Annotated in this window: 20 protein-coding genes and 1 pseudogene; 6 read left to right on the forward strand and 15 right to left on the reverse strand. The window is 41.3% G+C overall.

Translation table 11 applies throughout. The features are described from left to right. Positions 1–185: 185 nt before the first annotated feature. Positions 186–755, forward strand: coding sequence for a cytochrome b (locus tag JZ787_RS11320; RefSeq protein ID WP_234964561.1), 570 nt, complete (start codon positions 186–188; stop codon positions 753–755). 26 nt (positions 756–781) lie between these two features. On the opposite strand, the gene JZ787_RS11325 is transcribed toward JZ787_RS11320, so the two are convergent. The 4 genes from JZ787_RS11325 to JZ787_RS11340 all read right to left on the reverse strand — a co-directional run bounded on the left by JZ787_RS11325 (position 782) and on the right by JZ787_RS11340 (position 4,199). Further along, positions 782–1,144, reverse strand: a complete 363-nt coding sequence (locus JZ787_RS11325) for a hypothetical protein (RefSeq protein ID WP_005400570.1) — start codon at positions 1,142–1,144, stop codon at positions 782–784. A 54-nt stretch (positions 1,145–1,198) separates the two neighbouring features. Next, entirely contained in the window at positions 1,199–2,200 is a 1,002-nt protein-coding gene (locus tag JZ787_RS11330; RefSeq protein ID WP_168158945.1) for an adenosine deaminase, read from the reverse strand. Between the two features lie 67 nt (positions 2,201–2,267). Beyond that, positions 2,268–3,590, reverse strand: coding sequence for an NCS2 family permease (locus JZ787_RS11335; RefSeq protein WP_279735749.1), 1,323 nt, complete (start codon positions 3,588–3,590; stop codon positions 2,268–2,270). Between the two features lie 369 nt (positions 3,591–3,959). After that, positions 3,960–4,199, reverse strand: coding sequence for a hypothetical protein (locus tag JZ787_RS11340; protein ID WP_228256428.1), 240 nt, complete (start codon positions 4,197–4,199; stop codon positions 3,960–3,962). Between the two features lie 228 nt (positions 4,200–4,427). Between JZ787_RS11340 and JZ787_RS11345 the strand changes: the two genes are divergently transcribed. Then, positions 4,428–5,855 (forward strand): deoxyribodipyrimidine photo-lyase, encoded by a 1,428-nt coding sequence (locus JZ787_RS11345; protein WP_346312323.1) that lies wholly within the window; start codon positions 4,428–4,430, stop codon positions 5,853–5,855. Here JZ787_RS11345 and JZ787_RS11350 read toward each other — a convergent pair. Both JZ787_RS11350 and yaaA read right to left on the reverse strand, forming a co-directional pair. Beyond that, positions 5,852–6,493 (reverse strand): metal-dependent hydrolase, encoded by a 642-nt coding sequence (locus JZ787_RS11350; protein ID WP_346312324.1) that lies wholly within the window; start codon positions 6,491–6,493, stop codon positions 5,852–5,854. The two genes, JZ787_RS11345 and JZ787_RS11350, sit on opposite strands and share 4 nt — an antisense overlap. Next, positions 6,493–7,272, reverse strand: coding sequence for a peroxide stress protein YaaA (gene yaaA / locus JZ787_RS11355; protein WP_218288237.1), 780 nt, complete (start codon positions 7,270–7,272; stop codon positions 6,493–6,495). The genes JZ787_RS11350 and yaaA overlap by 1 nt, the downstream gene beginning before the upstream one ends. A 126-nt stretch (positions 7,273–7,398) precedes the next feature. Between yaaA and JZ787_RS11360 the strand changes: the two genes are divergently transcribed. After that, positions 7,399–8,028 carry a hydrolase gene (locus tag JZ787_RS11360; protein ID WP_010327145.1) on the forward strand — a complete coding sequence of 210 codons (630 nt, stop codon included), beginning with the start codon at positions 7,399–7,401 and terminating at the stop codon, positions 8,026–8,028. A gap of 392 nt (positions 8,029–8,420) precedes the next feature. Beyond that, a complete protein-coding gene (locus JZ787_RS11365) occupies positions 8,421–8,861 on the forward strand; it encodes a DUF2147 domain-containing protein (RefSeq protein WP_004982361.1) in 441 nt (146 codons plus the stop codon). Between the two features lie 113 nt (positions 8,862–8,974). Here JZ787_RS11365 and JZ787_RS11370 read toward each other — a convergent pair whose 3' ends face one another. The 4 genes from JZ787_RS11370 to pheA all read right to left on the reverse strand — a co-directional run bounded on the left by JZ787_RS11370 (position 8,975) and on the right by pheA (position 13,970). Further along, complete coding sequence (locus tag JZ787_RS11370; RefSeq protein WP_346312325.1) at positions 8,975–9,340, reverse strand: hypothetical protein; 366 nt, start codon at positions 9,338–9,340, stop codon at positions 8,975–8,977. Between the two features lie 108 nt (positions 9,341–9,448). Then, the gene (locus JZ787_RS11375) at positions 9,449–11,698 is read right to left on the reverse strand and encodes a bifunctional prephenate dehydrogenase/3-phosphoshikimate 1-carboxyvinyltransferase (RefSeq protein ID WP_346312326.1); all 2,250 of its coding nucleotides are present in this window, start codon (positions 11,696–11,698) and stop codon (positions 9,449–9,451) included. Positions 11,699–11,701: 3 nt separating this feature from the next. Further along, a complete protein-coding gene (gene hisC / locus JZ787_RS11380) occupies positions 11,702–12,793 on the reverse strand; it encodes a histidinol-phosphate transaminase (RefSeq protein ID WP_346312327.1) in 1,092 nt (363 codons plus the stop codon). A gap of 67 nt (positions 12,794–12,860) precedes the next feature. After that, positions 12,861–13,970 carry a prephenate dehydratase gene (pheA, locus tag JZ787_RS11385; protein ID WP_004696123.1) on the reverse strand — a complete coding sequence of 370 codons (1,110 nt, stop codon included), beginning with the start codon at positions 13,968–13,970 and terminating at the stop codon, positions 12,861–12,863. 455 nt (positions 13,971–14,425) lie between these two features. Here pheA and JZ787_RS11390 point away from each other — a divergent pair, with 455 nt between their 5' ends. Next, complete coding sequence (locus JZ787_RS11390) at positions 14,426–14,944, forward strand: DJ-1/PfpI family protein (RefSeq protein WP_159152868.1); 519 nt, start codon at positions 14,426–14,428, stop codon at positions 14,942–14,944. 53 nt (positions 14,945–14,997) lie between these two features. Here JZ787_RS11390 and JZ787_RS11395 read toward each other — a convergent pair whose 3' ends face one another. Together JZ787_RS11395 and JZ787_RS11400 are read right to left on the reverse strand one after the other, a co-directional pair. After that, a complete protein-coding gene (locus JZ787_RS11395; RefSeq protein WP_346312328.1) occupies positions 14,998–16,140 on the reverse strand; it encodes an acyl-CoA dehydrogenase family protein in 1,143 nt (380 codons plus the stop codon). 143 nt (positions 16,141–16,283) lie between these two features. Beyond that, positions 16,284–17,627: a dicarboxylate/amino acid:cation symporter gene (locus JZ787_RS11400; RefSeq protein ID WP_087012100.1), complete on the reverse strand. Its 1,344-nt coding sequence runs from the start codon at positions 17,625–17,627 to the stop codon at positions 16,284–16,286. Positions 17,628–18,037: 410 nt separating this feature from the next. Here JZ787_RS11400 and JZ787_RS11405 point away from each other — a divergent pair, with 410 nt between their 5' ends. Continuing rightward, positions 18,038–19,033 (forward strand): glycosyl transferase family protein, encoded by a 996-nt coding sequence (locus tag JZ787_RS11405; protein ID WP_346312329.1) that lies wholly within the window; start codon positions 18,038–18,040, stop codon positions 19,031–19,033. A 28-nt stretch (positions 19,034–19,061) separates the two neighbouring features. On the opposite strand, the pseudogene JZ787_RS11410 reads toward JZ787_RS11405, so the two are convergent. From JZ787_RS11410 to JZ787_RS11420, 3 genes and pseudogenes are all read right to left on the reverse strand, one after another. Then, positions 19,062–19,502 (reverse strand): annotated as a pseudogene (locus JZ787_RS11410) (hypothetical protein). Between the two features lie 95 nt (positions 19,503–19,597). Further along, a complete protein-coding gene (locus JZ787_RS11415; RefSeq protein WP_058869973.1) occupies positions 19,598–19,864 on the reverse strand; it encodes a DUF1315 family protein in 267 nt (88 codons plus the stop codon). 3 nt (positions 19,865–19,867) lie between these two features. Then, positions 19,868–20,806, reverse strand: coding sequence for an NAD(+) kinase (locus JZ787_RS11420; RefSeq protein ID WP_078426355.1), 939 nt, complete (start codon positions 20,804–20,806; stop codon positions 19,868–19,870). Between the last annotated feature and the right edge of the window lie 8 nt (positions 20,807–20,814).

Genomic DNA, 20,814 nt, shown 5'->3' on the forward strand with positions numbered 1-20,814 from the left:
TTTGCCGAAACTTTACTGTTTACGGAAACACTATTTCCATGCCATTTTAATATCTTTCGCTTATTGCACAGTTTTAAATCAGTCATGCACCATTGGTCTGTGCAGCGTTGCAGAATATCAACGCTATGTTGCATCTACTACATTTTTGACCTATCTATAGTTCTATAAAATAGCGCAACATAAAAATGGATGTGAATCTAATGAACTCGGCAAATACCCATTACACGCGTACTGCTCAAATTCTGCATTGGCTCATGGCAATTATCTTTATTGCTGCTTGGCTGATTGGTTTTTATAGCGGAAACTTCCTCAGCTATGATGCTGACGGTAGCTTTAAAGGGGATGTCATTACCTTACATAAGAACATTGCAACCACGATTATCTTTCTGGTGGTGATTCGTATCTTTTGGCGTTATACCCACCCTGCACCCAAACTTCCAGACAGCATGTCACCGTTAATGCAAAAAATGGCACACCTCGGTCATTTGGCTTTATATTTCATTTTGTTGGCTTTGCCAATCACTGGCTGTTTATTTAGCTGGAGTGCTGGGCACCCTGCGCCGGTATTGTACCTTTTTGAAATTCCCCGTTTAGTACAAGATAACCCTGAATTACTTGCGATCGTAAAACCTTTACATATCTGGATTTCATGGGCTTCAGGATTGCTGTTAGTGGGTCATATTGCAGCAGCACTGAAACACCACTTTATTGATAAAGATAATGTGTTAAATAGCATGACCAAACAAGCAAAGTAAGACCAAGTTGAATTAGCCTAAAAGCATCAATCTGTTGCTTTTAGGACTTCATCCACCACACATCCTTTCAGCGTATTCAACACACCCTGTTGTACCACCTGTTTTTTGACTTGTTCATCAACCACTGCGCGCAACAAAGTTGTTGCTGGAATATCCTTTAACGCATTTTCACCCACGCAACCACAGATTTGCGTTTGAAGCTGATTCTTTTTCTCTTCACCAAGCAATGCTGTACTGACTTTCCACAGCCTTGTCGCTTCAAGCTCTACACCGCACTGATACACCACCACTGGCTTTAGTAGTTTTTGCGTTAACCCAGTATCCGTTTTGAGCAAATAAACTGCAAAGAGCACAAAAATAACCACAAGCAATGCAATGATTTTTTTCATATCGACCTCACATAAAAAAGACAGAGCGAACTCTGTCTTTAAAAGGACATCAGATTAAGCAATGGCTGCAATTTCAGCCGCCCATTTTTGCTTCTCTTCTGCCGAAATAAACGACGCTTCAAAAGAGTTTAACGCCAATTGTTTTAGCTCAGCTGCTGTTAAGTCTAACGCATCTGTAATAGCAATAAAGTTATCATTCATATAACCACCAAAGTACGATGGATCATCTGAATTTACCGTCACTTGCACACCTTGTTGCAACAAACGGCGGATATTGTGCTGTGCCATATCGTCAACGACACATAACTTTAAGTTACTGAGCGGACAAACTGTCAGCGGCATTTTCTCTGCAATCAAACGCTGCATTAATACAGGATCTTCTTCAGAACGCACACCGTGGTCAATACGATTCACTTTAAGCAAGTCTAAAGCTTCCCAGACATATTCTGCTGGGCCTTCTTCACCTGCATGCGCAACCACTAAAAAGCCTGCTTCACGCGCTTTAGCAAAGACACGTTCAAACTTTGAAGGAGGATGCCCAACTTCGCTTGAGTCCAAGCCCACACCAATGATTTGATCTTTATAAGGCAATGCCTGTGCTAAAGTTTCAAAGGCTGCTTCTTCACTTAAATGACGCAAGAAACACATAATCAAATGCGAACTAATGCCAAATTTTGCCTTGGCATCATCACATGCGCGTTGCAGACCATTAATCACTGTTTCAAAAGCAATACCGCGGTCAGTATGCGTTTGTGGGTCAAAGAACATTTCTGTATGTACTACACGGTCTTCGGCACATTTTTCAAAATACGCCCAAGCCAAGTCATAAAAGTCTTGCTCATGAATCAGTACATTTGCGCCTGCATAATAGATGTCTAAAAACGATTGCAAATTGTGAAAATTATAAGCCTGTTTTACTTCTTCAACCGACTTATAAGGAATGTCTATTTGATTACGCTGTGCGATTGCAAACATGAGTTCTGGCTCAAATGTCCCTTCAATATGCACATGTAATTCAGCTTTTGGTAAAGCACGAATGAGCTCCAATTGACTCATATCTTTTCCTCTTTAAAAATAAAAAAGGGCGTAAACTGAGTTTACACCCTTATCACTATTTGATGAATTAGCCGCCAAACAATGCGAATTTTAACGCCCAAAGCACAGCCACAATCCACACCATGTACGGTACAGTCGCCGCTTTACCGGTGAACAATTTAACCAATGCATAGCTAATAAAGCCCATCGCAATACCATCTGCAATTGAATAGGTAAATGGCATAAATACAATGGTTAAGAACGCAGGAACGGCTTCAGTAATATCATCCCAATCAATATGGGTAATTCCCTGAATCATTAACACGCCAACAAATAACAATGCTGGAGCTGTTGCAAAACCGGGTACAGATTGAGCTAAAGGTGCTAAAAACAAACATAAGATAAATAACACACCGACCACAACTGCGGTTAAACCTGTACGGCCACCAGCAGCAACACCCGCAGACGACTCAATATATGGTGTCGTCGAAGATGTACCTAATGCTGCACCTGCAACAATTGCGGTTGAGTCTGCAAATAATGCTTTTTTCAAACGTGGAAGTTTGCCATCTTTCAGTAAGCCTGCACGGTGTGACACGCCAACCAATGTACCTGTTGAGTCAAATAAATCGACCAAGAAAAATACAAAGATGACACCAACTAAGCTTGCCGTAAATAGACCTTCAAAGTCCATTTGCATGAATGTTGGAGCAATTGATGGAATCTCACCAACAACACCTTTGAACTCGCTTAAGCCCATTGCTGTTGAAATTGCAGTTAAAGCCAAGATGCTGATAATAATGGCACCACGCACTTTAAAGTGATGCAGTACAACCACCATCAAGAAGCCAAATAAAGCCAAAAGAACCGTCGGTTGCTTTAAGTCGCCCAATCCAACCAAAGTCGCTGGATTGTCCACAATAACGCCTGCATTTTTTAAAGCAATCAGCGCAAGGAATAAACCAATTCCGCCGCCAATCGCAAGCTTAAGCGACATTGGGATTGCATTCACAATGGCTTCACGGATCTTAAACATACTGATCGCAATGAACACCAAACCTGATACAAACACTGCAGCTAAAGCAGTCTGCCAAGGCACACCCATACCCATACACACCGAATAGGTAAAGTAAGCGTTTAAGCCCATACCCGGTGCTAATGCAATTGGATAATTTGCAACAATACCCATAACCAAACAGCCAATTGCGGCTGCAAGACAAGTCGCTACAAAGACAGCACCATGATCCATCCCCGTTTCGGATAAAATCATTGGATTCACAATAATGATGTAACACATGGTTAAGAATGTGGTTACACCTGCAAGAAGCTCTGTACGAAAACTAGTTTTATTTTCACTCAGTTTGAACATACGCTCGAGCATATTTTCTGAAGATGGATTAGGAGTCATCATGACCTAGCCCCTGTAAATAAACTTTTAAAACTGTATAACTGCCAAAAAATTTCGACACTCAGTACGATGAAAATCTGATTAAATTTCTGGAAGTTAAAGCAATGAATATGCCAAATTTCCTCAATTCAGGAAAAGTTTATTTAGCCATGAATGATTCAAACGTAGGGTCGAACCATATATACCTAAACAAAAAAGCCGCATAAACCGTATGCAGCTTTCAACAAAAACGTCATTTTAGACTCAAAGTCTAAAATTCAATATATCTTGGCGCGAATTATAACACACTGATTTTTAATTGTTTTAAATTTATTTTTAATTAAAATTCAACACGATAAGTCATTTATACATGATTTTATTCTATCTTAAGCTTCAAATTACTTTAATGGAGACCTGATCGATTATTGCTTCAGCATCACTTTGAAACGAGCTATTGACTTTTTCAGGCACGACGTTTGCCTTTGAGAGAGGACTCAACTTTTGCACTTTAGGCTCAGTACTGTTCATGAGTTGATTCAACTGTTGCTGTTTTTTCGTTTCTGTATCCTGAAAAACAACAAACCCAAGCAAACAAACAGCAGCCACAAAAATAGGGATTAGAATTTTTTTCATGACATTCACAATATCCACAACTGCTTTAGCATGATTACAAATCATAACAAATAATACAAAGGGCCACACATTTATCAGATAAAAAGTATCTTCACACTTTATAGTTTTTTCTGATTTAATTATTTCAATAACATAAGATTAAATTAAATGAGTGAGAAAAAAATATGATCAAAGTGCTCAATTTTGTAATATTTTATATTTCAAAAAATTACAGTTGATTAACCTTTTATGAACATAATTTGGTTTAGACAAGATCTTCGCATACACGACCATGCCGCACTTTGGCATGCAAGCCAACATGGACCTATGCTGGCTTTAGTGATCCTATCCCCACAACAGTGGCTATTACATCATGATGCAGCTGTAAAAATTGATTTATATGTCAGACAATTGCACGATTTAAAACAGAGCCTTGCTCAGCTGAATATTCCTTTGCTCATTCTAAATATTCCGCTGTGGCAAGATATTCCACGTCAGCTTTCATCTTTATGTCATACACTGCAAGTACAACAAATCTTTGCAAATATCGAAATGGGCGTGAATGAGCTTAAGCGCGATGCCGAAGTTCAACAATGCTTAAATCAGCAATACATTGAATTTACACTCTTCCAAGATCGAACCCTCTTTCCCTTAAACAGTATTCGTAACCAATCTGGTAAGCCCTATCAAGTCTTTGGCGCTTTTAAAAAAACCTGTTATGAGCGCTTAAATATTGGCTTACCGCAGTGCTACCCTCTCCCTTCTGCACAGCAACCTATACAGCTTCCTGCCGATTTAAATACAGCCATTCCACTCATTGAATCGCTGATTGATGTGAATACGAATGAATTAAATCAAATTAAAGCCTATTGGCCTGAAACGGAAATATATGCGCTTTCTGTACTCGATGATTTTATTGATCATAAAGTTAGTGACTATCAAAAAGAAAGAGACTTTCCATTTTTAAATAGCACCAGTCAACTTTCAACTTATTTAAATCTCGGGATCGTGTCGATTCGCCAGTGTCTCAATGCCCTGTTTCGTGCTCAACACGGTCAATTTATGATTGATAACACAGGCCAGCAGACTTGGTTAGATGAATTACTTTGGCGAGAGTTTTATCAGCATATTTTATTTGATTTTCCACATGTCTCTAAACACCTGCCCTTTAAAGCCAGCACGCAGCGTATTGTATGGCGAGATTCGCCTGAAGATTTAAACGCGTGGCAACAAGGCCGTACTGGTATTCCAATTGTAGATGCAGGTATGCGGCAACTCCTTGCGACTGGTTGGATGCACAATCGTGTCCGTATGATTGTTGCAATGTTCTTAACTAAAAACTTGTTGATTGATTGGCGACTGGGCGAGCAATGGTTTATGCAACATTTGGCTGATGGTGACTTAGCTGCCAATAATGGTGGATGGCAGTGGTGTGCCTCTACGGGCACCGATGCTGTGCCTTACTTCCGAGTCTTTAACCCTGTGAGCCAATCTCAGAAATTTGATAGCAATGGTGACTATATTCGACAGTGGCTGCCAGAGCTTGCACATTTAGATGCCAAAAACATTCATGAGCCTTATGCGAAGCAGCCGAATATGGATTTGGACTACCCCAAACCAATCGTCGATTTAAAATCGAGTCGTATTCGTGCCATTGAAGCATTTAAAGGGCTTTAAACAGTCAAAGTTTGAGCTAAGTTCCGCTTAGCCAAACGCTCATAGCACTTTTGGAAAAATGGCGTCTGGTACAGTGGTTGCGTTTCTAAAAAGTGCTTTAACACTTGCTGGCGCTTCTGCACATAAAGTGCGGGCTCAACCCAAGCATATTCTTGCTGAATTTGGCGTTCATATTCAGCAAAACGCATAGGATCACTGGCTAAAATAGCCAGATCAATATCCAATAGATAAGCCAAATCAGTGTCAGCGGTCGGTGCATGTGCTTTGGTTGCCAAAATCCATGCATAGATCTTTGTAATTTGCTCAGCTCCAAGCGCATTTTCAAGCATCCGTTGCATACAGTCGGCGCTTTGCTGCTCATTGTCATGTGCTTGCGGGTCATAAATGACATCATGAAACCAAATAGCCAACTCAACAGACAAAGTATCGTCTAAGTGGGTTTTGATCTGATAAAAATACTCTAAACATTCAACAATATGTTGAATGTTATGATAATGCCGCTGTACTTCGCTATAGGCGTCATACAGCGTGGCATGGAACTTTTGAGTGGTATCGTCATCCAAACTCAATTGCTTTGCGGTGAGCGCCCAATAGTCCTGAAACTGTTTGTATATTGCACCATTGGAATGCCCTCTCATTATGCCGCCTGTTCATCTCGTTTAAAGACCAACTCACCTTTTAATGAGCTGTCGGCATCAAAGTAATAACCATCTGTTTGGAATGATTTTAACCCTTCAATTTGATCAATTTGGTTTTCAATCATATAACGCGCCATCAAACCACGTGCTTTTTTGGCATAGAAACTAATGACTTTATATTTGCCATTTTTCTGATCTAAAAACACAGGTTTAATAATTTCAGCTTGAATTTTGCTTTCTTTTACAGATTTATAGTATTCATCCGAAGCAATATTCAGCAAAATTTTAGAACCTGCCTGCTCTAAATCTTGGTTAATTAAATCGGTAATGTGATTGCCCCAAAACTCATACAGATTATGTCCGCGTGGGTTAGCCAGCTTGGTTCCCATCTCTAAACGATACGGCATCATCAAGTCTAATGGACGTAGCAAACCATATAAACCAGAGAGCATTCTTAAATGTTGCTGTGCATATTCAATGTTTGACTCTGAAAAATGATAAGCATCTAAACCAGTATAGACATCGCCCTTAAAAGCAAACATGGCTTGTCGCGCATTGGCAAAGTTGAATTCTGGCTGCCAATCGCGAAAACGATCGACGTTTAAGGTGGCAATTTTTTCACTGACGCTCATTAAGCTTGCAATTTCACTTGCTGACAGTTTGCGACTAACTTCGATCAATTCTTGGGAATGTTGCAGCAATCTGGGTTGTGTATACGCATCGGTAGGTAAAGCAGTTTGGTAATCTAAAGTTTTGGCAGGAGAAACAAGGGCAAGCATAGATAACCTGATTAAAAAACAATTAAACAGACTATATCAGTAGACTTATTTTATTACCAATCTGTGTTTTTAATAAGCATAAACGGTTAAACTAGCCCATTCTCCTGTTATATGTATCGATTCTCTATGTCTGAGCAGATGTTCATTCAAGGTCCAGTTGGGCAAATTGAAGTTTTTGTAGATTATCCACAGGGTGAAGTGAAAGGATTCGCGGTAGTTACTCACCCCCATCCACTCCAAGGTGGTACACCTCAACACAAGGTTCCAGCATTGCTTGCGCAAATGTTTTTAGAACGCGGTTGCATTGTGTACCGTCCAAGTTTCCGTGGCTCAGGTCAAAGTGTTGGTCTACACGACGAAGGTCATGGTGAAACTGATGATGTTCTTGAAGTGATTAAGCATGCTCGTGCAGCACATACAACTTTACCCTTCTATGCAGGTGGTTTTAGTTTCGGTGCGCATGTCATGGCAAAATGCTATGATGCTTTACAAGAAGAAATTCGACCGAAACAGACCATTTTATGTGGTCTACCAACGGCAACGGTCGCTGGTGTGCGCCACTATGTAACACCACAACTTAAAGGTGACATCTTATTCATCCATGGCGAAGCCGATGAAGTAACCTTACTGTCTGATATGATTACATGGGCTAAACCGCAGCGCCATTTAGTGACTGTATTACCTGGTGCAAACCATTTCTTTACCGGTTACTTAAAACAGTTACGTATTGCGATTACACGTTTCCTGTGGATTTAACGCATTACTCAGTTCAAGAAAGAAATGGATGTCTAACATTAGCCCCTTTCTTTCTTGAACTTTTATTTTTAATCTAGACCTATCTCTTTTTCTATTCCGACGCTTAATACGCCATTTCAAGCAGCTTCATTAGCCGTCCCTTATATCTCTTCTGTTTCCAAAATAATTTTAAGCTTCCTTTTTAGCGCTAAACTCAATCAGTACTATCTCCCTCAAATGCCTGTTTTAAAAATGAGTGAGAGTTGAATCCTGCTAATGGTACTTTATGCAACAATCTACGCTTGAACTTGATATATTCTGCACATCATTATTCAAATAATAAGTTATACAATCAACATCTTAGCTCGTGAGAGCTATTCATTTAAATAATTTTTAAAATATTCAGGGATTTTATGAAAACAATTCTCGGGGCAGTTTTAGTCACTATAGCCACCACATCAGCCTGTGCTCAGGACATTATAGGAACTTGGCGTTATATCGATGATAAAACTGGAGAGCCTAAAGGTCTGGTGAAAATTGAAAAGCAAGCCAATGGGACTTATGCTGGAACTGCACTGAAAGCCACACCTCGTCCGGGTTATACCGCTAAAGAGTTCTGCACCAACTGCCCCGCTCCCTACACCAATAAGCCTATTATTGGCATGCAAGTGATTACCGGTTTAAAAACTGAAAATAATATTAATTATACGCATGGTAAAATCATTGATCCCGTTTCAGGCAAGCTGTATAGCCTAAAAGGTAAAATTAGCCCAAATGGGAAAAAGCTATTCTTAAGAGGTTATTTAGGTGTTTCTGCTGTAGGACGTAGCCAAACTTGGTTACGTGTGGAATAAGTCTTGTAGCACATACTGTTATAGGTGCGTTGACCCATCAAAATATTAAACGTGTCCTGTCCTAAAAAATGCTGAATTAGGAAAAAACAATTCAGCATTTTTTATCTATTCAGTTAGCCTTTCCACTCAAACTCAGTAAAACTTTTATCTGTTTTTAGTGTGTTTTCAACCGCTTGTGCCAATTGGTTCAACAAGCTTCGTTCAGCAATTCGATCTAACCAATCTTGCTCTTCTTCTGGATAAGACGCAATTTCGCACACCAAATTTCCTTCACTGTCATGGCCTTGGCACGTAATAGACAGGGGCAAAGTATGATTATCGACACTCACAGCCACTTGATCACCACTTTGTGGCAAAGTTTCAAAACCAAATTGACCTAACTTTTGAACCAATAGGTCTTGTACCTGCTTCTGTACAACACCACTTTCGTTTACTTCCTGCTGCTGTCCATGCTGTGCTGTAAATTGTAATTTTCTCATTGATCATCCCAAAGGCTTTTTTGTTATATGGGTTTAGCATAATGGCTTAATACAAAACAGCCAAGCAAAAGCTTGGCTGTTTTCACACAAGATATTTAAGCTTTAGTCTTATTCAGTGACTTGAATCGCTAAACCAGCTTGATTGCTTAATTGCGTAAAGGTCGGGAAACTTGTGGCAACCGTTTCAGTACCAATGATTTTAATTTCGCCAGAGGTGCGTAAGCCGGCCATTGAGAAACTCATCGCAATACGGTGATCGTGATGTGATTCAATTTCGCCACCAGTGAAAATCGCACCCCACTCGCCCGAATGACCTTTACCTTCAATGATGATGCCATCGTCAGTCGGCGTACAATCGATACCCATGGTGTTTAAACCATCCGCCATCACTTGAATACGGTCTGATTCTTTCACACGCAGCTCAGCAGCACCCGTTAATACGGTTTGCCCTTCAGCACATGCCGCAGCAATGAATAATGCAGGGAATTCATCAATCGCCAATGGCACTTGATCTTCAGGCATATGAATACCTTTGAGTGTACGTGTGCCTTGAATACGAATGTCTGCAATCGGCTCACCGCCTGCAATACGTTCATTCTCAACCGTAATGTCCGCACCCATTTGCTTTAAAATCTCGATCACACCTGTGCGCGTTGGGTTAATGCCCACCGCTTCTAAAGTGACGTCTGAACCTTCAGTAATCGCAGCACCCACCATAAAGAAAGCAGCCGATGAAATATCTGATGGCACTTGAATCTCTGTACCAACTAACTTACCACCACCTTGCAGTGAAATACGATTGCCTTCTGTTTTCACGTCATAACCAAATGCACGTAGCATACGTTCAGTATGGTCACGTGTAGGTTCAGGTTCTGTGACCGATGTTTCACCTGCTGCCCACAAACCTGCCAATAAAATCCCAGATTTCACCTGCGCAGATGCCATTGGCAAATCATAGTGAATGCCTTGCAAAGCTTGGTTTCCAGTGATCGAAACAGGAGGTGTACCACGCTCACCTGTGGTTTGAATCTGTGCACCCATTTCGCGTAACGGTTTAGCAATACGCTCCATTGGACGTTTTGACAGTGATGCATCACCCGTCATGACGGAGTCAAATTTTTGTGCAGAAAGCATGCCTGAAAGCAAACGCATCGAAGTCCCTGAGTTACCCATGTAAAGCGCACTTGCTGGCGCTTTTAGGCCATTTACGCCCACACCATGAATCGTCACTTCACCATTTTTAGGACCTTCAATGCTCACGCCCATATCACGGAAGGCTTGTAAGGTTGCTAACGCATCTTCACCTTCCAAGAAACCTGTCACATGCGTCGTTCCTTCCGCAATTGCACCAAACATGATTGAACGGTGTGACACAGATTTATCACCTGGCACGCTAAACTTACCTTGGAAACTCTTTTTACCCGGTAATATGGTGAATTGCTGTGTCGTCACTTTATTGTTCTCCATGAAAGGTTTTTGAGCGAGCATATGGTTAAAATGCTGGCGTGCTGCTTGCGCATGTCCAAGCAAGCCCATTAAAGCATGTGAATCTTCATCTTCAATGAGTTTACGAATCGTAGCCAGTTGGTTTTCAAAACCATCTACGGCATTTAAAATGGCTTTTTTATTGGCAAAAAAGATGTCATGCCACATTTGTGGGTCACTTGCCGCAATTCGAGAAAAATCGCGGAAGCCCCCCGCAGCATAGCGAAAAATATCTAAATTATCTTCACGGTTTGCCAGTTGTTCAACTAAGTTAAAAGCCATCAAATGCGGAAGATGACTGGTATGCGCCAAGACTTCATCATGCTTGGCCACATCCATACAAATCACTTCTGCTTTCGCAGCTTGCCATAGTTGGATCAGTTTCTCTACAGCCCAATCAGCACTGGTTGGTAACGGTGTCAAAATCACTTTATGATTTGCAAATAAATCGACCTTACCTGCATGCACACCCGTGTGTTCTGCCCCCGCAATGGGATGCCCCGGTACAAACCCAGCAGGTAATGCTTCGCCATACACGGCTTTGGCCGCGTCGACCACATTGCCTTTGGTACTGCCCACATCGGTAATAATCGTATGTTCTTGCAAATAGGGTCTGATGGTTTCCAAGACTTTTTGCGTTGCACGAACGGGTAAGGCTAAAACCACCAAGTCCGCACCTTGAACCGCCTGCACAGGATCACTATACCCCTGTTGGATTAAGCCCAAAGCTTTGGCATCCTGTAAGGTTTTTTCCGAACGTGTAGAGGCTACAATATTTTGGGTTAAACCCTCAGCAATCATCACCCGTGCGAGACTCGAACCAATCAGTCCAAGACCAATAAATGCAACTTTTTCAAACAGTGGCGCAGACATAATTTAAGCGTTCGCCTCTAAACCTAGTACGTTGGCCAAAGCCGTTAGAAATTTCGTATTTTCAGCTTCAGTTCCAATCGATACTCGTAAATGATTGGCGATGCCCACGGGACGAACAATCACCCCCTCTTTTAATAAAGCATTAAAAGTTTGTGCAGGATCGGCTTGTATATCGACCAAAATAAAGTTAGCACGAGAAGGCTCATAGTTTAGACCTAGCGCTTTAAAACCTGCTTCAAGTTGCACCATGCCAGCTTTATTGACCACACGTGATTTCTCAATGAAATCTTCATCTTTCAGTGCAGCAACTGCTGCCACCATGGCTAAATGGTTGACGTTAAACGGCTGACGTATACGATTTAAGAAATCTGTCACTTCTGCCGATGCTAAAGCAAAGCCAACACGTAATGCCGCTAAACCAAAGCACTTCGACATGGTACGGCTAACAATCAGGTTTGAATACTGTGCTAAAAACTTTAAGCTGTTAAAGTTTTCTGGGAAATATTCCACATAAGCTTCATCCAAAACCACGATCACATGACTTGGTACTTGTTGCATGAACCGCTCAAATTCGGCCTCTTCAAACCAAGTTCCTGTCGGATTATTGGGATTTGCAATAAACACCAATTTGGTATTGTCTTTAATTGCCGCCACCATCGCGTCAAGGTCATGCGAAAAACCTTGAGCAGGGACCTCAATCGCTTCAGCATTGATGGCTTGCGTGACCAAAGCATAAACTGCAAATGCGTGTTGGCTATACACCACCGAATCTTTTTCTGAAACAAATGCACGGGCAAAAATTTCAAGTAGATCGTTTGAGCCATTACCTAAAGTAATACAATCATGTGCTACACCAAACTGCGCATGAACTTGATCCTTCAAGATAAAACCACCACCGTCTGGATATCGTCCAATTTCCGCCAATTCAGCAGCAACTGCTTCTTTGACTTTGTCCGAACAACCCAAAGGGTTTTCATTTGAGGCAAGTTTAACAATATCGGTCATTCCCAATTCACGCTCTAATTCGCTGATTGGCTTACCCGGTTGATATGGTTTTAACTTCGCAATACCTTCATTGGCTGGAGCAAACGACATGTGACCTTTCCATTCTTACAAGTGGTGTACATGGTTGAGTTTGGAGTAAACCCAACCACCTTAGAGATTACAGTACTGCAATCGGGTATGAACCCAATACTCGAACTTCTTTCACCAGTGGACGAATCTCTTCAATCGCCGCTTTAACATTGTCTTGTTCCACATGACCTTCTAAGTCGATGAAGAAGACATAAGCCCATTTTTCAGGCAATGCAGGACGCGTTTCGATACTGGTCAAACTAATATTGTGCTTTGCAAATGGTGCAAGGATTTCCAATAATGCACCTGCACGATCATGTGCAGAAATCAGCAATGACGTTTTATCATTACCGCTTTGCGGGATTCTTTCACGACCAATCACCAAGAAACGCGTAGTGTTCTCAGGATTATCTTCAATATTGCTGTGTAAAATTTCTAAATCATAAATACTTGCTGCAACATCAGATGCAATAGCAGCCGAATGCCATTCAGTACGAATACGACGTGCCGCTTCAGCATTCGAGCTTAAAGCAACACGTTCCACACCTGGATAGTGTGCGTCCAACCATGCACGGCACTGCGCCAAAGTTTGCTGATGTGCATAAATTTGTTTAATGCTGTCTTTACGCGTGTTTTCAGACACAAGAAACTGGTGATGAATACGCAATTCAACTTCACCAATCACATTTAAGTGTGAGGCTTTAAAACAATCCAAAGTATGGTTGACCACACCTTCTGATGAGTTTTCTACTGGCACCAAACCATAGTGGGCGCTGCCTGCTTCCACTTCACGGAACACTTCATCAATGGTCGGTAAAGGACGAACCACAGCATCATGTCCAAAGTGCTTCAACACCGCAGAGTGTGTATAAGTACCAACAGGGCCTAAAAATGCAATACTTTGCGGTGCTTCAAGAGCCAAACATGCAGACATGATTTCACGGAACAAACGTGCCATGGTCACATCAGACAAAGGGCCTTCATTACGCTCCATAACATTCCGTAAAACTTGCGCTTCACGTTCTGGACGGTAAAACATTGGATTCTCTTCAGAAGCAAATTTTGCTTTTGCAACAGCTTCCGCCAGTTTCGCTCGACGGTTAATAAGTTGTTGAATCTGTTGATCAACAGAGTCGATATCCTGACGGATTTGGTTGAGGTCAAGAGAAGTCGTTGTGTTTTGATCGTCTTGGATCATTGTTATGTCGCCCTTCATATACATTGTGCAAACAGTATAACAATAGTTAGCTTTGAAATCTTGCGCAATAAGACTTTGCATGTTTCAGTGCTAAAAACATACAGTTGATTTAATCATCAAGTTTATCAATAAACTGCCCCAATAATAGACATCAATAAAACCACTGAGTCCTGCCTATTTTCTTCTTACTGTTATGCATAAACATCGCTCAAGCAAAATACCACGACGATGTTTTGCGAGTCTTAGCTCTTCGCTTTTAAAACTGCGTCTAGGTTTTGAAAAATTTTGCTACACCTTCACAAAAATCACCATTCATCCGTATTTCAGTGCGTTAGAATATCTTTTAAAATATGCTTTACTTAAGTTGACGTATTCATAACAAAGAGAGTATGCAGCAGTAGCGAATGCTCTATAGTCTCAATAAAACAAAACAATAATGAACTGTAGGTACTGTCATGCACAAAAAAATTGCAGTCTTGGTCACCTATGACTTTGAGGATGCCGAATATGCTGAACCGGTAGAAGCATTTCGAGCAGCTCGGCATAGTATTATTAACCTTGAAAGTCAGGCTGGCAAAATTATTTATGGCAAAAAGCGTAAAGCCTTTGTCACCATCGACCAAAGTATCGATGATGCCTCCGTGCATGACTTCGATGCCTTACTCATTCCTGGCGGTTTTTCGCCAGACAACCTGTGCCAAGATGAACGCTATGTCTTATTTGTCAGGCACTTTGCAAACACGCAAAAACCTATTTTATGCAGTGCAGACGCTCCGCAAATTTTAATGCATGCTGGAGTTGTAAAAGGTAGACGCATGACGTGTATCCATCACCTTCATCAAGACTTAAAAGATGCAGGTGCCGTGCTATATGACACAGGTGTTGTGAATGACAATAATTTATACATTTCATCACAAACCCGATATGACCTCCCCGCCTTTATTCAAGAAAGTTTATTGGTACTGAACCGATAAAAAAAGAGCCTACTTGAGGCTCTTTTACGCATGTTTATATCAACACCTAAGGCTTAGCGCCCAAGCAAGCTACGTGCGACAATTTCTTTCATAATTTCATTGGTCCCGCCGTAGATGCGTTGAATACGAGCATCGACAAAGAAGCGTGAAATTGGATATTCACTCATATAGCCATAGCCACCAAAGAGCTGCAATAAATTATCCGCCACCTTCATTTGCATGTCTGTTGAAAAACTTTTTAGCGCAGCTGCGGTTTCGACATCCAGCTTACCTTGCATATAAAGCTCAACGTTTTGATTGTAAAAAGCAGCTGTGGCTTGTTCATCAATCTTGGCTTGAGCCAAAACAAAACGTGTATTTTGGAACTGCGAAATATGTTGACCAAAAGCTTGGCGCTCTTTGACGTATTGGATGGTGACATCAATCGAACCACGAATTGCCCCTATAGCCGTTGCTGCAATTGCTGTACGCTCGCGTGGTAGCTCTTGCATCAGATAGGTAAAACCTTGACCTGCTTGTCCCAACAACTGGTCTTTCGGGACTTTTACATTGTCATAAAACAACTCAGAAGTGTCTTGCGAATGTAGCCCAATTTTGTCGAGGTTGGTGCCTTTTTTAAATCCATCCAAGTGGGTATCGACCAACATCAGTGAAACACCCTTTGCTCGGGCTTGCGGATCAGTTTTCACCGCTAATACCACAAGGTCGGCATGCTGCCCATTGGAAATAAAGGTTTTAGAGCCATTTAAAATATAATGCTCCCCTTGCAAAATGGCATTACTTCGCATGGCTTGTAAGTCTGAACCCGCACCCGGTTCCGTCATTCCAATCGCACCGACCACTTCACCTGACACCATTTTCGGTAACCAGTACTGCTTCTGCGCTTCCGTTCCAATGTGCAAAATATAAGGCGCAGCAATTTCGGAGTGACAAGAAATCCCTGTCGATAAAGCACTAAAACCTGCACGTGCCGACTCTTCCACCAACATCAGTGAATAATGCGTTGGAACACCATAACCGCCATATTCCTCTGGAACATCGACACATAAGAAACCATTTTCACCTAAGGCATTCCAGACTGAGCGCGGCATTAAGCCCTCTCGTTCCCACTGTTCATAGTGTGGTGCAATGTGTTCATTCATAAAACGGCGAAAGTTATCGCGAAATAGTTCTAGGTCTGCATCGTAATTCAACATGTTTCTTCCTTGTAGTGACGTTATTTTATTATTCAGCTCACATGCTAGCCATTTTTAACGCAACTGTCATGACCGCATCAGGCCATTTTTTTATGCCAATAAAAAAGGAAGCCCTTAGGCTTCCTGTTTAAGATGAGCTGAAATTATGCGTGAGCATTTTCTTCAACAGCCATTTGGCGGTCTACTTCATCTGGATTTGCTAGTGCAAAATGTAATTTCTCTTGGTCTAACTGACCGACCCATTTCGCAACAACAATCGTTGCCAATGAGTTACCCACCAAGTTGGTTAAGGCACGTGCTTCAGACATGAAACGGTCAATACCTAAGATGAGTGCAAGACCCGCCACTGGAATATGACCAACGGCTGACAAAGTCGCTGCCATCACAATAAAGCCCGAACCTGTTACACCCGCAGCACCTTTCGATGAAATCAATAACACACCCAATAAAGTCACTTGGTGCATAAGATCTAGCTGAGTATTGGTCGCTTGTGCAATGAAGATTGCCGCCATCGTTAAGTAGATTGAGGTACCGTCTAAGTTAAATGAATAGCCTGTTGGAATAACCAAACCAACCACTGACTTTTCACAACCCGCAATCTCAAGCTTTTTCAGCATACGCGGTAAAACCGATTCTGAAGATGAGGTACCCAGTACGATCAACAACTCTTCGCGAATCATACGAATCATTTTCAAAATACTGAAGCCACAAAGACGTGAAATAGTACCTAGAACCAAGAAAATGAAAAGTAAACAGGTAATGTAGAAACAGATAATCAACTGAGCCAGTTGCGCCAAGCTACCAATACCATATTTACCGATGGTATATGCCATTGCACCAAAAGCACCAATTGGAGCAAGTTTCATGATCATATTTACAATGTTAAAGAACACATGAGAAATTTGATCGATGAACTTCAGTACAGGTTTACCTGCATCACCCAACTTATGTAATGCAAAACCAAACATCAAGGCAAAAAGTAGCACTTGCAGGATTTCACCTTCAGCAAATGCACCAACCACGGTGTTTGGAATAATATGCATAAAGAAATCGACAGTCGATTGCTGCTGACCAGATTCAACAAACTTTGAGATACCAGAAGTATCTAATGTTGAAGGGTCAACGTTCATGCCCACACCTGGCTTCCAGATGTTAATGACCAGTAAACCGATCAATAGTGCAATAGTCGATACAATTTCAAAGTAAAGTAGCGCAACACCGCCTGTTTTACCCACAGACTTCATACTTTCCATACCCGCGATACCACTCACGACGGTACAGAAAATTACTGGTGCAATAATCATCTTGATCAGCTTAATGAAGCCTTGACCTAGAGGATAAAAAAGCTCGCCCCAGCCGGGTACATATTTTTCAACGCCATTGATAACTTGCGTACCACTAGGGAAAAAATGTCCTACTAAGATACCCGCAATAATCGCGACAATAACTTGAAAATATAGTGACTTATAGATTGGTTTCTTAGTCATAACGAATACTTCTGTAAATCAAAAGACTGAAAAAATCGGTATACCTATACTTCCTCATAGGTAGTTGGCTTTCTGATAAACACAAAAAAGCCCACAGTTTGGACCGCATCCAAACACCGGGTAAAAAAATCATGGTGTACAAACAACAGCACTGTGACAAAAATCACAGTTCATTCATATTTACTGCAATGGGAGAGACTAAAAACTAGCGAGTCACAATTATTGGGTAAATTTTACCTAACATTCTTTAATCAAAGTAAACTGATTTCAATCATAATGTATAAAATCTAAACAATATGACTCATACTTTAGTCTAATGGTGAAAAATTTATTTAAAATTAAAAGTGCTGTTTTTTTTGATTGTTCCACTAAAATAGCACAACACAGCCTTCACTTACTTTGGTTTTTCCATGAACAACAAAAGAAATATTTATAAAGATGCTGAGCACCCTTTTGCCCAGTTTGTTCGCATTATTGGCAAAGGGAAAAATGGTGCGCGCTCACTCAGTTATGAAGAAGCTTACCAAGCCTTTGATATGATCTTGAAAAATCAAGTGTTAGATGTACAGCTCGGTGCATTTCTGATGCTACTACGAGTTAAGGAAGAGTCTGTAGATGAACTGGCAGGCTTTGTTCAAGCCACACGAGATCAACTGCCGTTCACGCCTTTAGAGATCGATTTAGACTGGTCTTCTTATGCAGGCAAGCGTAAACACTATCCATGGTTTCTCTTAGCGGCACTGACTTTAGCTAAAGCAGGTTATAAGGTCGTGATGCACGGCGCATCTGGTCACACCATTAACCGTATTTATACTGAACAGGTATTAGAGTATCTCGATTTTAATATTTGCCAAACTCAAGCAGATGTGGAGCAGGAATTAGCGTCGCGTAATTTTGCGTATCTACCGCTGCATGCCATCTCCCCAATTTTAAGTGACTTAATTTCCCTACGAAATGTTATGGGTCTTCGTTCACCCATTCACACTCTTGCACGCTTGATCAATCCATTTAATGCCAAAGCAACCATGCAAGCTATTTTCCACCCTGCCTATCGTGGTTCGCATCAGCAAGCAGCATTTAAACTGGGTTATCAAAATAGTGCGGTCATTAAAGGTGAAGGCGGCGAATTTGAACGTAACCCAGATGCCAAAACACTGATCTGCGGCATTAAAAATGGTGAACTCTACGAACATGAACTCCCTAAACTGACCGACAATCGAAGCCCAATTGAAGAAGAACTGGATTTGGCTGAGTTTAAAGCAGTTTGGCTGGGTGAAAAAAAGCATGAGTATGGTGAAATGGCAGTGACTGAAACCATTGGGATTGCACTATATACCATGGGCGTATGCGATACTTATAGCGATGCCATGCAACAAGCCAAGCAGCTTTGGCGTACTCGTTTCTGAGCTGAGTAGACAAACAAAAGCGTGAACGTTATTCGTCACGCTTTTCGGTCCAGTAAAAGTCAGCCCAGTAAGGGTAACTCTTTCCTGAAGAATGAATATTTCTGAGTTTCAACTGATCACCAATATGGATCTCAATTTTTCGAGATTCATAAGGGCCAGATAAATAAACATCTTTTTGTTATCCAATGAGGTTTGAACAATAGAGCTGATGGCTTTTTATCTTTTTCGATGCTTCACCTGCATGGGTGTTATGGATGTTTATTCCAATCAACAACATCGGATAACCATCATTTTTCATTAATGTGTATTGTGTGATGGGATTTTGAAAATTTTGACTCGGTAAAACAAAAACATCTAATAAACATTCAATTTTTCTTGCATCAGTTGCTGTCTCAGCAAATACATTGGTCGGAATTGCAGTAATGAAGAATAAACTGAGTCGAGTGAGCTTTATTATTTTTATAAGCATAGTGATTGAAACAGTTTTGCAGATTATTCTTTTTAAATTGAGTTGTTGAATCACCAAGCATCTGTTGCTGAGCGATTCAACGTATTTTTAATCAATTAAATAAAACGAATAGGTTTGAATTCTGGTTCAGGCACATGAGAATCACACTCCTCACCTTCTTCTTTATGTCCTTTATCGATATAACCCGTACGTTCTTTTTCAGGCGTATTCTGATGCTCCCAAGCAATAACGGCTTGCATACAAGTTTGACGTTGTTCAGCAGTCAACGCAACGCCATTTGGCCATTTACCAATTTCTACAGCTGTTTTTAAACGCTCAACAATATCGGCATCTAAAATAGAAAGCATCTGTTCAATATTCATGATTTAATCCTGTTGAAAAGAGTCAAAATCTTGGTTCCACCCAAGTTTAGTTCGGCATGACATATAAAAATCATAACCCGGTGGATGTAATAAATTCAGTTTAAAGGGGTGCTTACGAATATGTAAGCTGTCACCCACATTGAGCGAAACACTGTGTTGACCATCGGCACTGACCATCGGCAAAACACGGTTTTCACGAATCAGAAGCTTAATTTCACTGTGTCCACCCACCACAATCGGGCGTGAAGACAAGGTATGCGGATGCATCGGTACCAAAGCAATCGCATCCATCCCCGGATGCACGATTGGGCCACCACCTGACAACGAATAGGCTGTTGAACCCGTGGGCGTCGATACAATCAAACCATCACTGTGTTGACGGTAGACATATTGACCATCGATATTCAGTTCGAAGTCAATCATATGCACCGACTTGCCCGAGTGTAGTACCACATCGTTTAGCGCAATCGCATCATAAATCGTCTCGCCCTTTGAGCGAATTTCCATTTCCAATAAGAAACGACGATCTAACTGAAACTCACCTTTTAAGACTTGATCGAGCTTAAAAATCACTTCAGTCGGCTTGATGTCGGTTAAAAAACCCAAACGCCCTCGGTTTACACCCATTACAGGGGTATTAAATTTAACCAAGGCACGTGCAGCATGCAGAAGTGAGCCATCCCCACCCACCACAATCACCAAATCGACCACTTCACCCAGAAGCGCACGACTCACCGTTTGCGTGTTTTTATAAGGAACCAGTTCAGCGGTTTGCGCATCAAAAACGGGATGTAACCCTAAGCTGAGTAGATGATCATGAATAAGACATAAGGTTTCGACAACTGAAGACTTATCTGGACGTCCAATTAAGCCTATGTTTCGAAATGTTTTATGTGAAATTTGCACCTGCAACATCGCTCCGCTACGATTCTCGCCTATCATAACATTAT

Source organism: Acinetobacter sp. BWR-L5 (genome assembly GCF_039655985.1).
Lineage (GTDB): Bacteria > Pseudomonadota > Gammaproteobacteria > Pseudomonadales > Moraxellaceae > Acinetobacter > Acinetobacter johnsonii.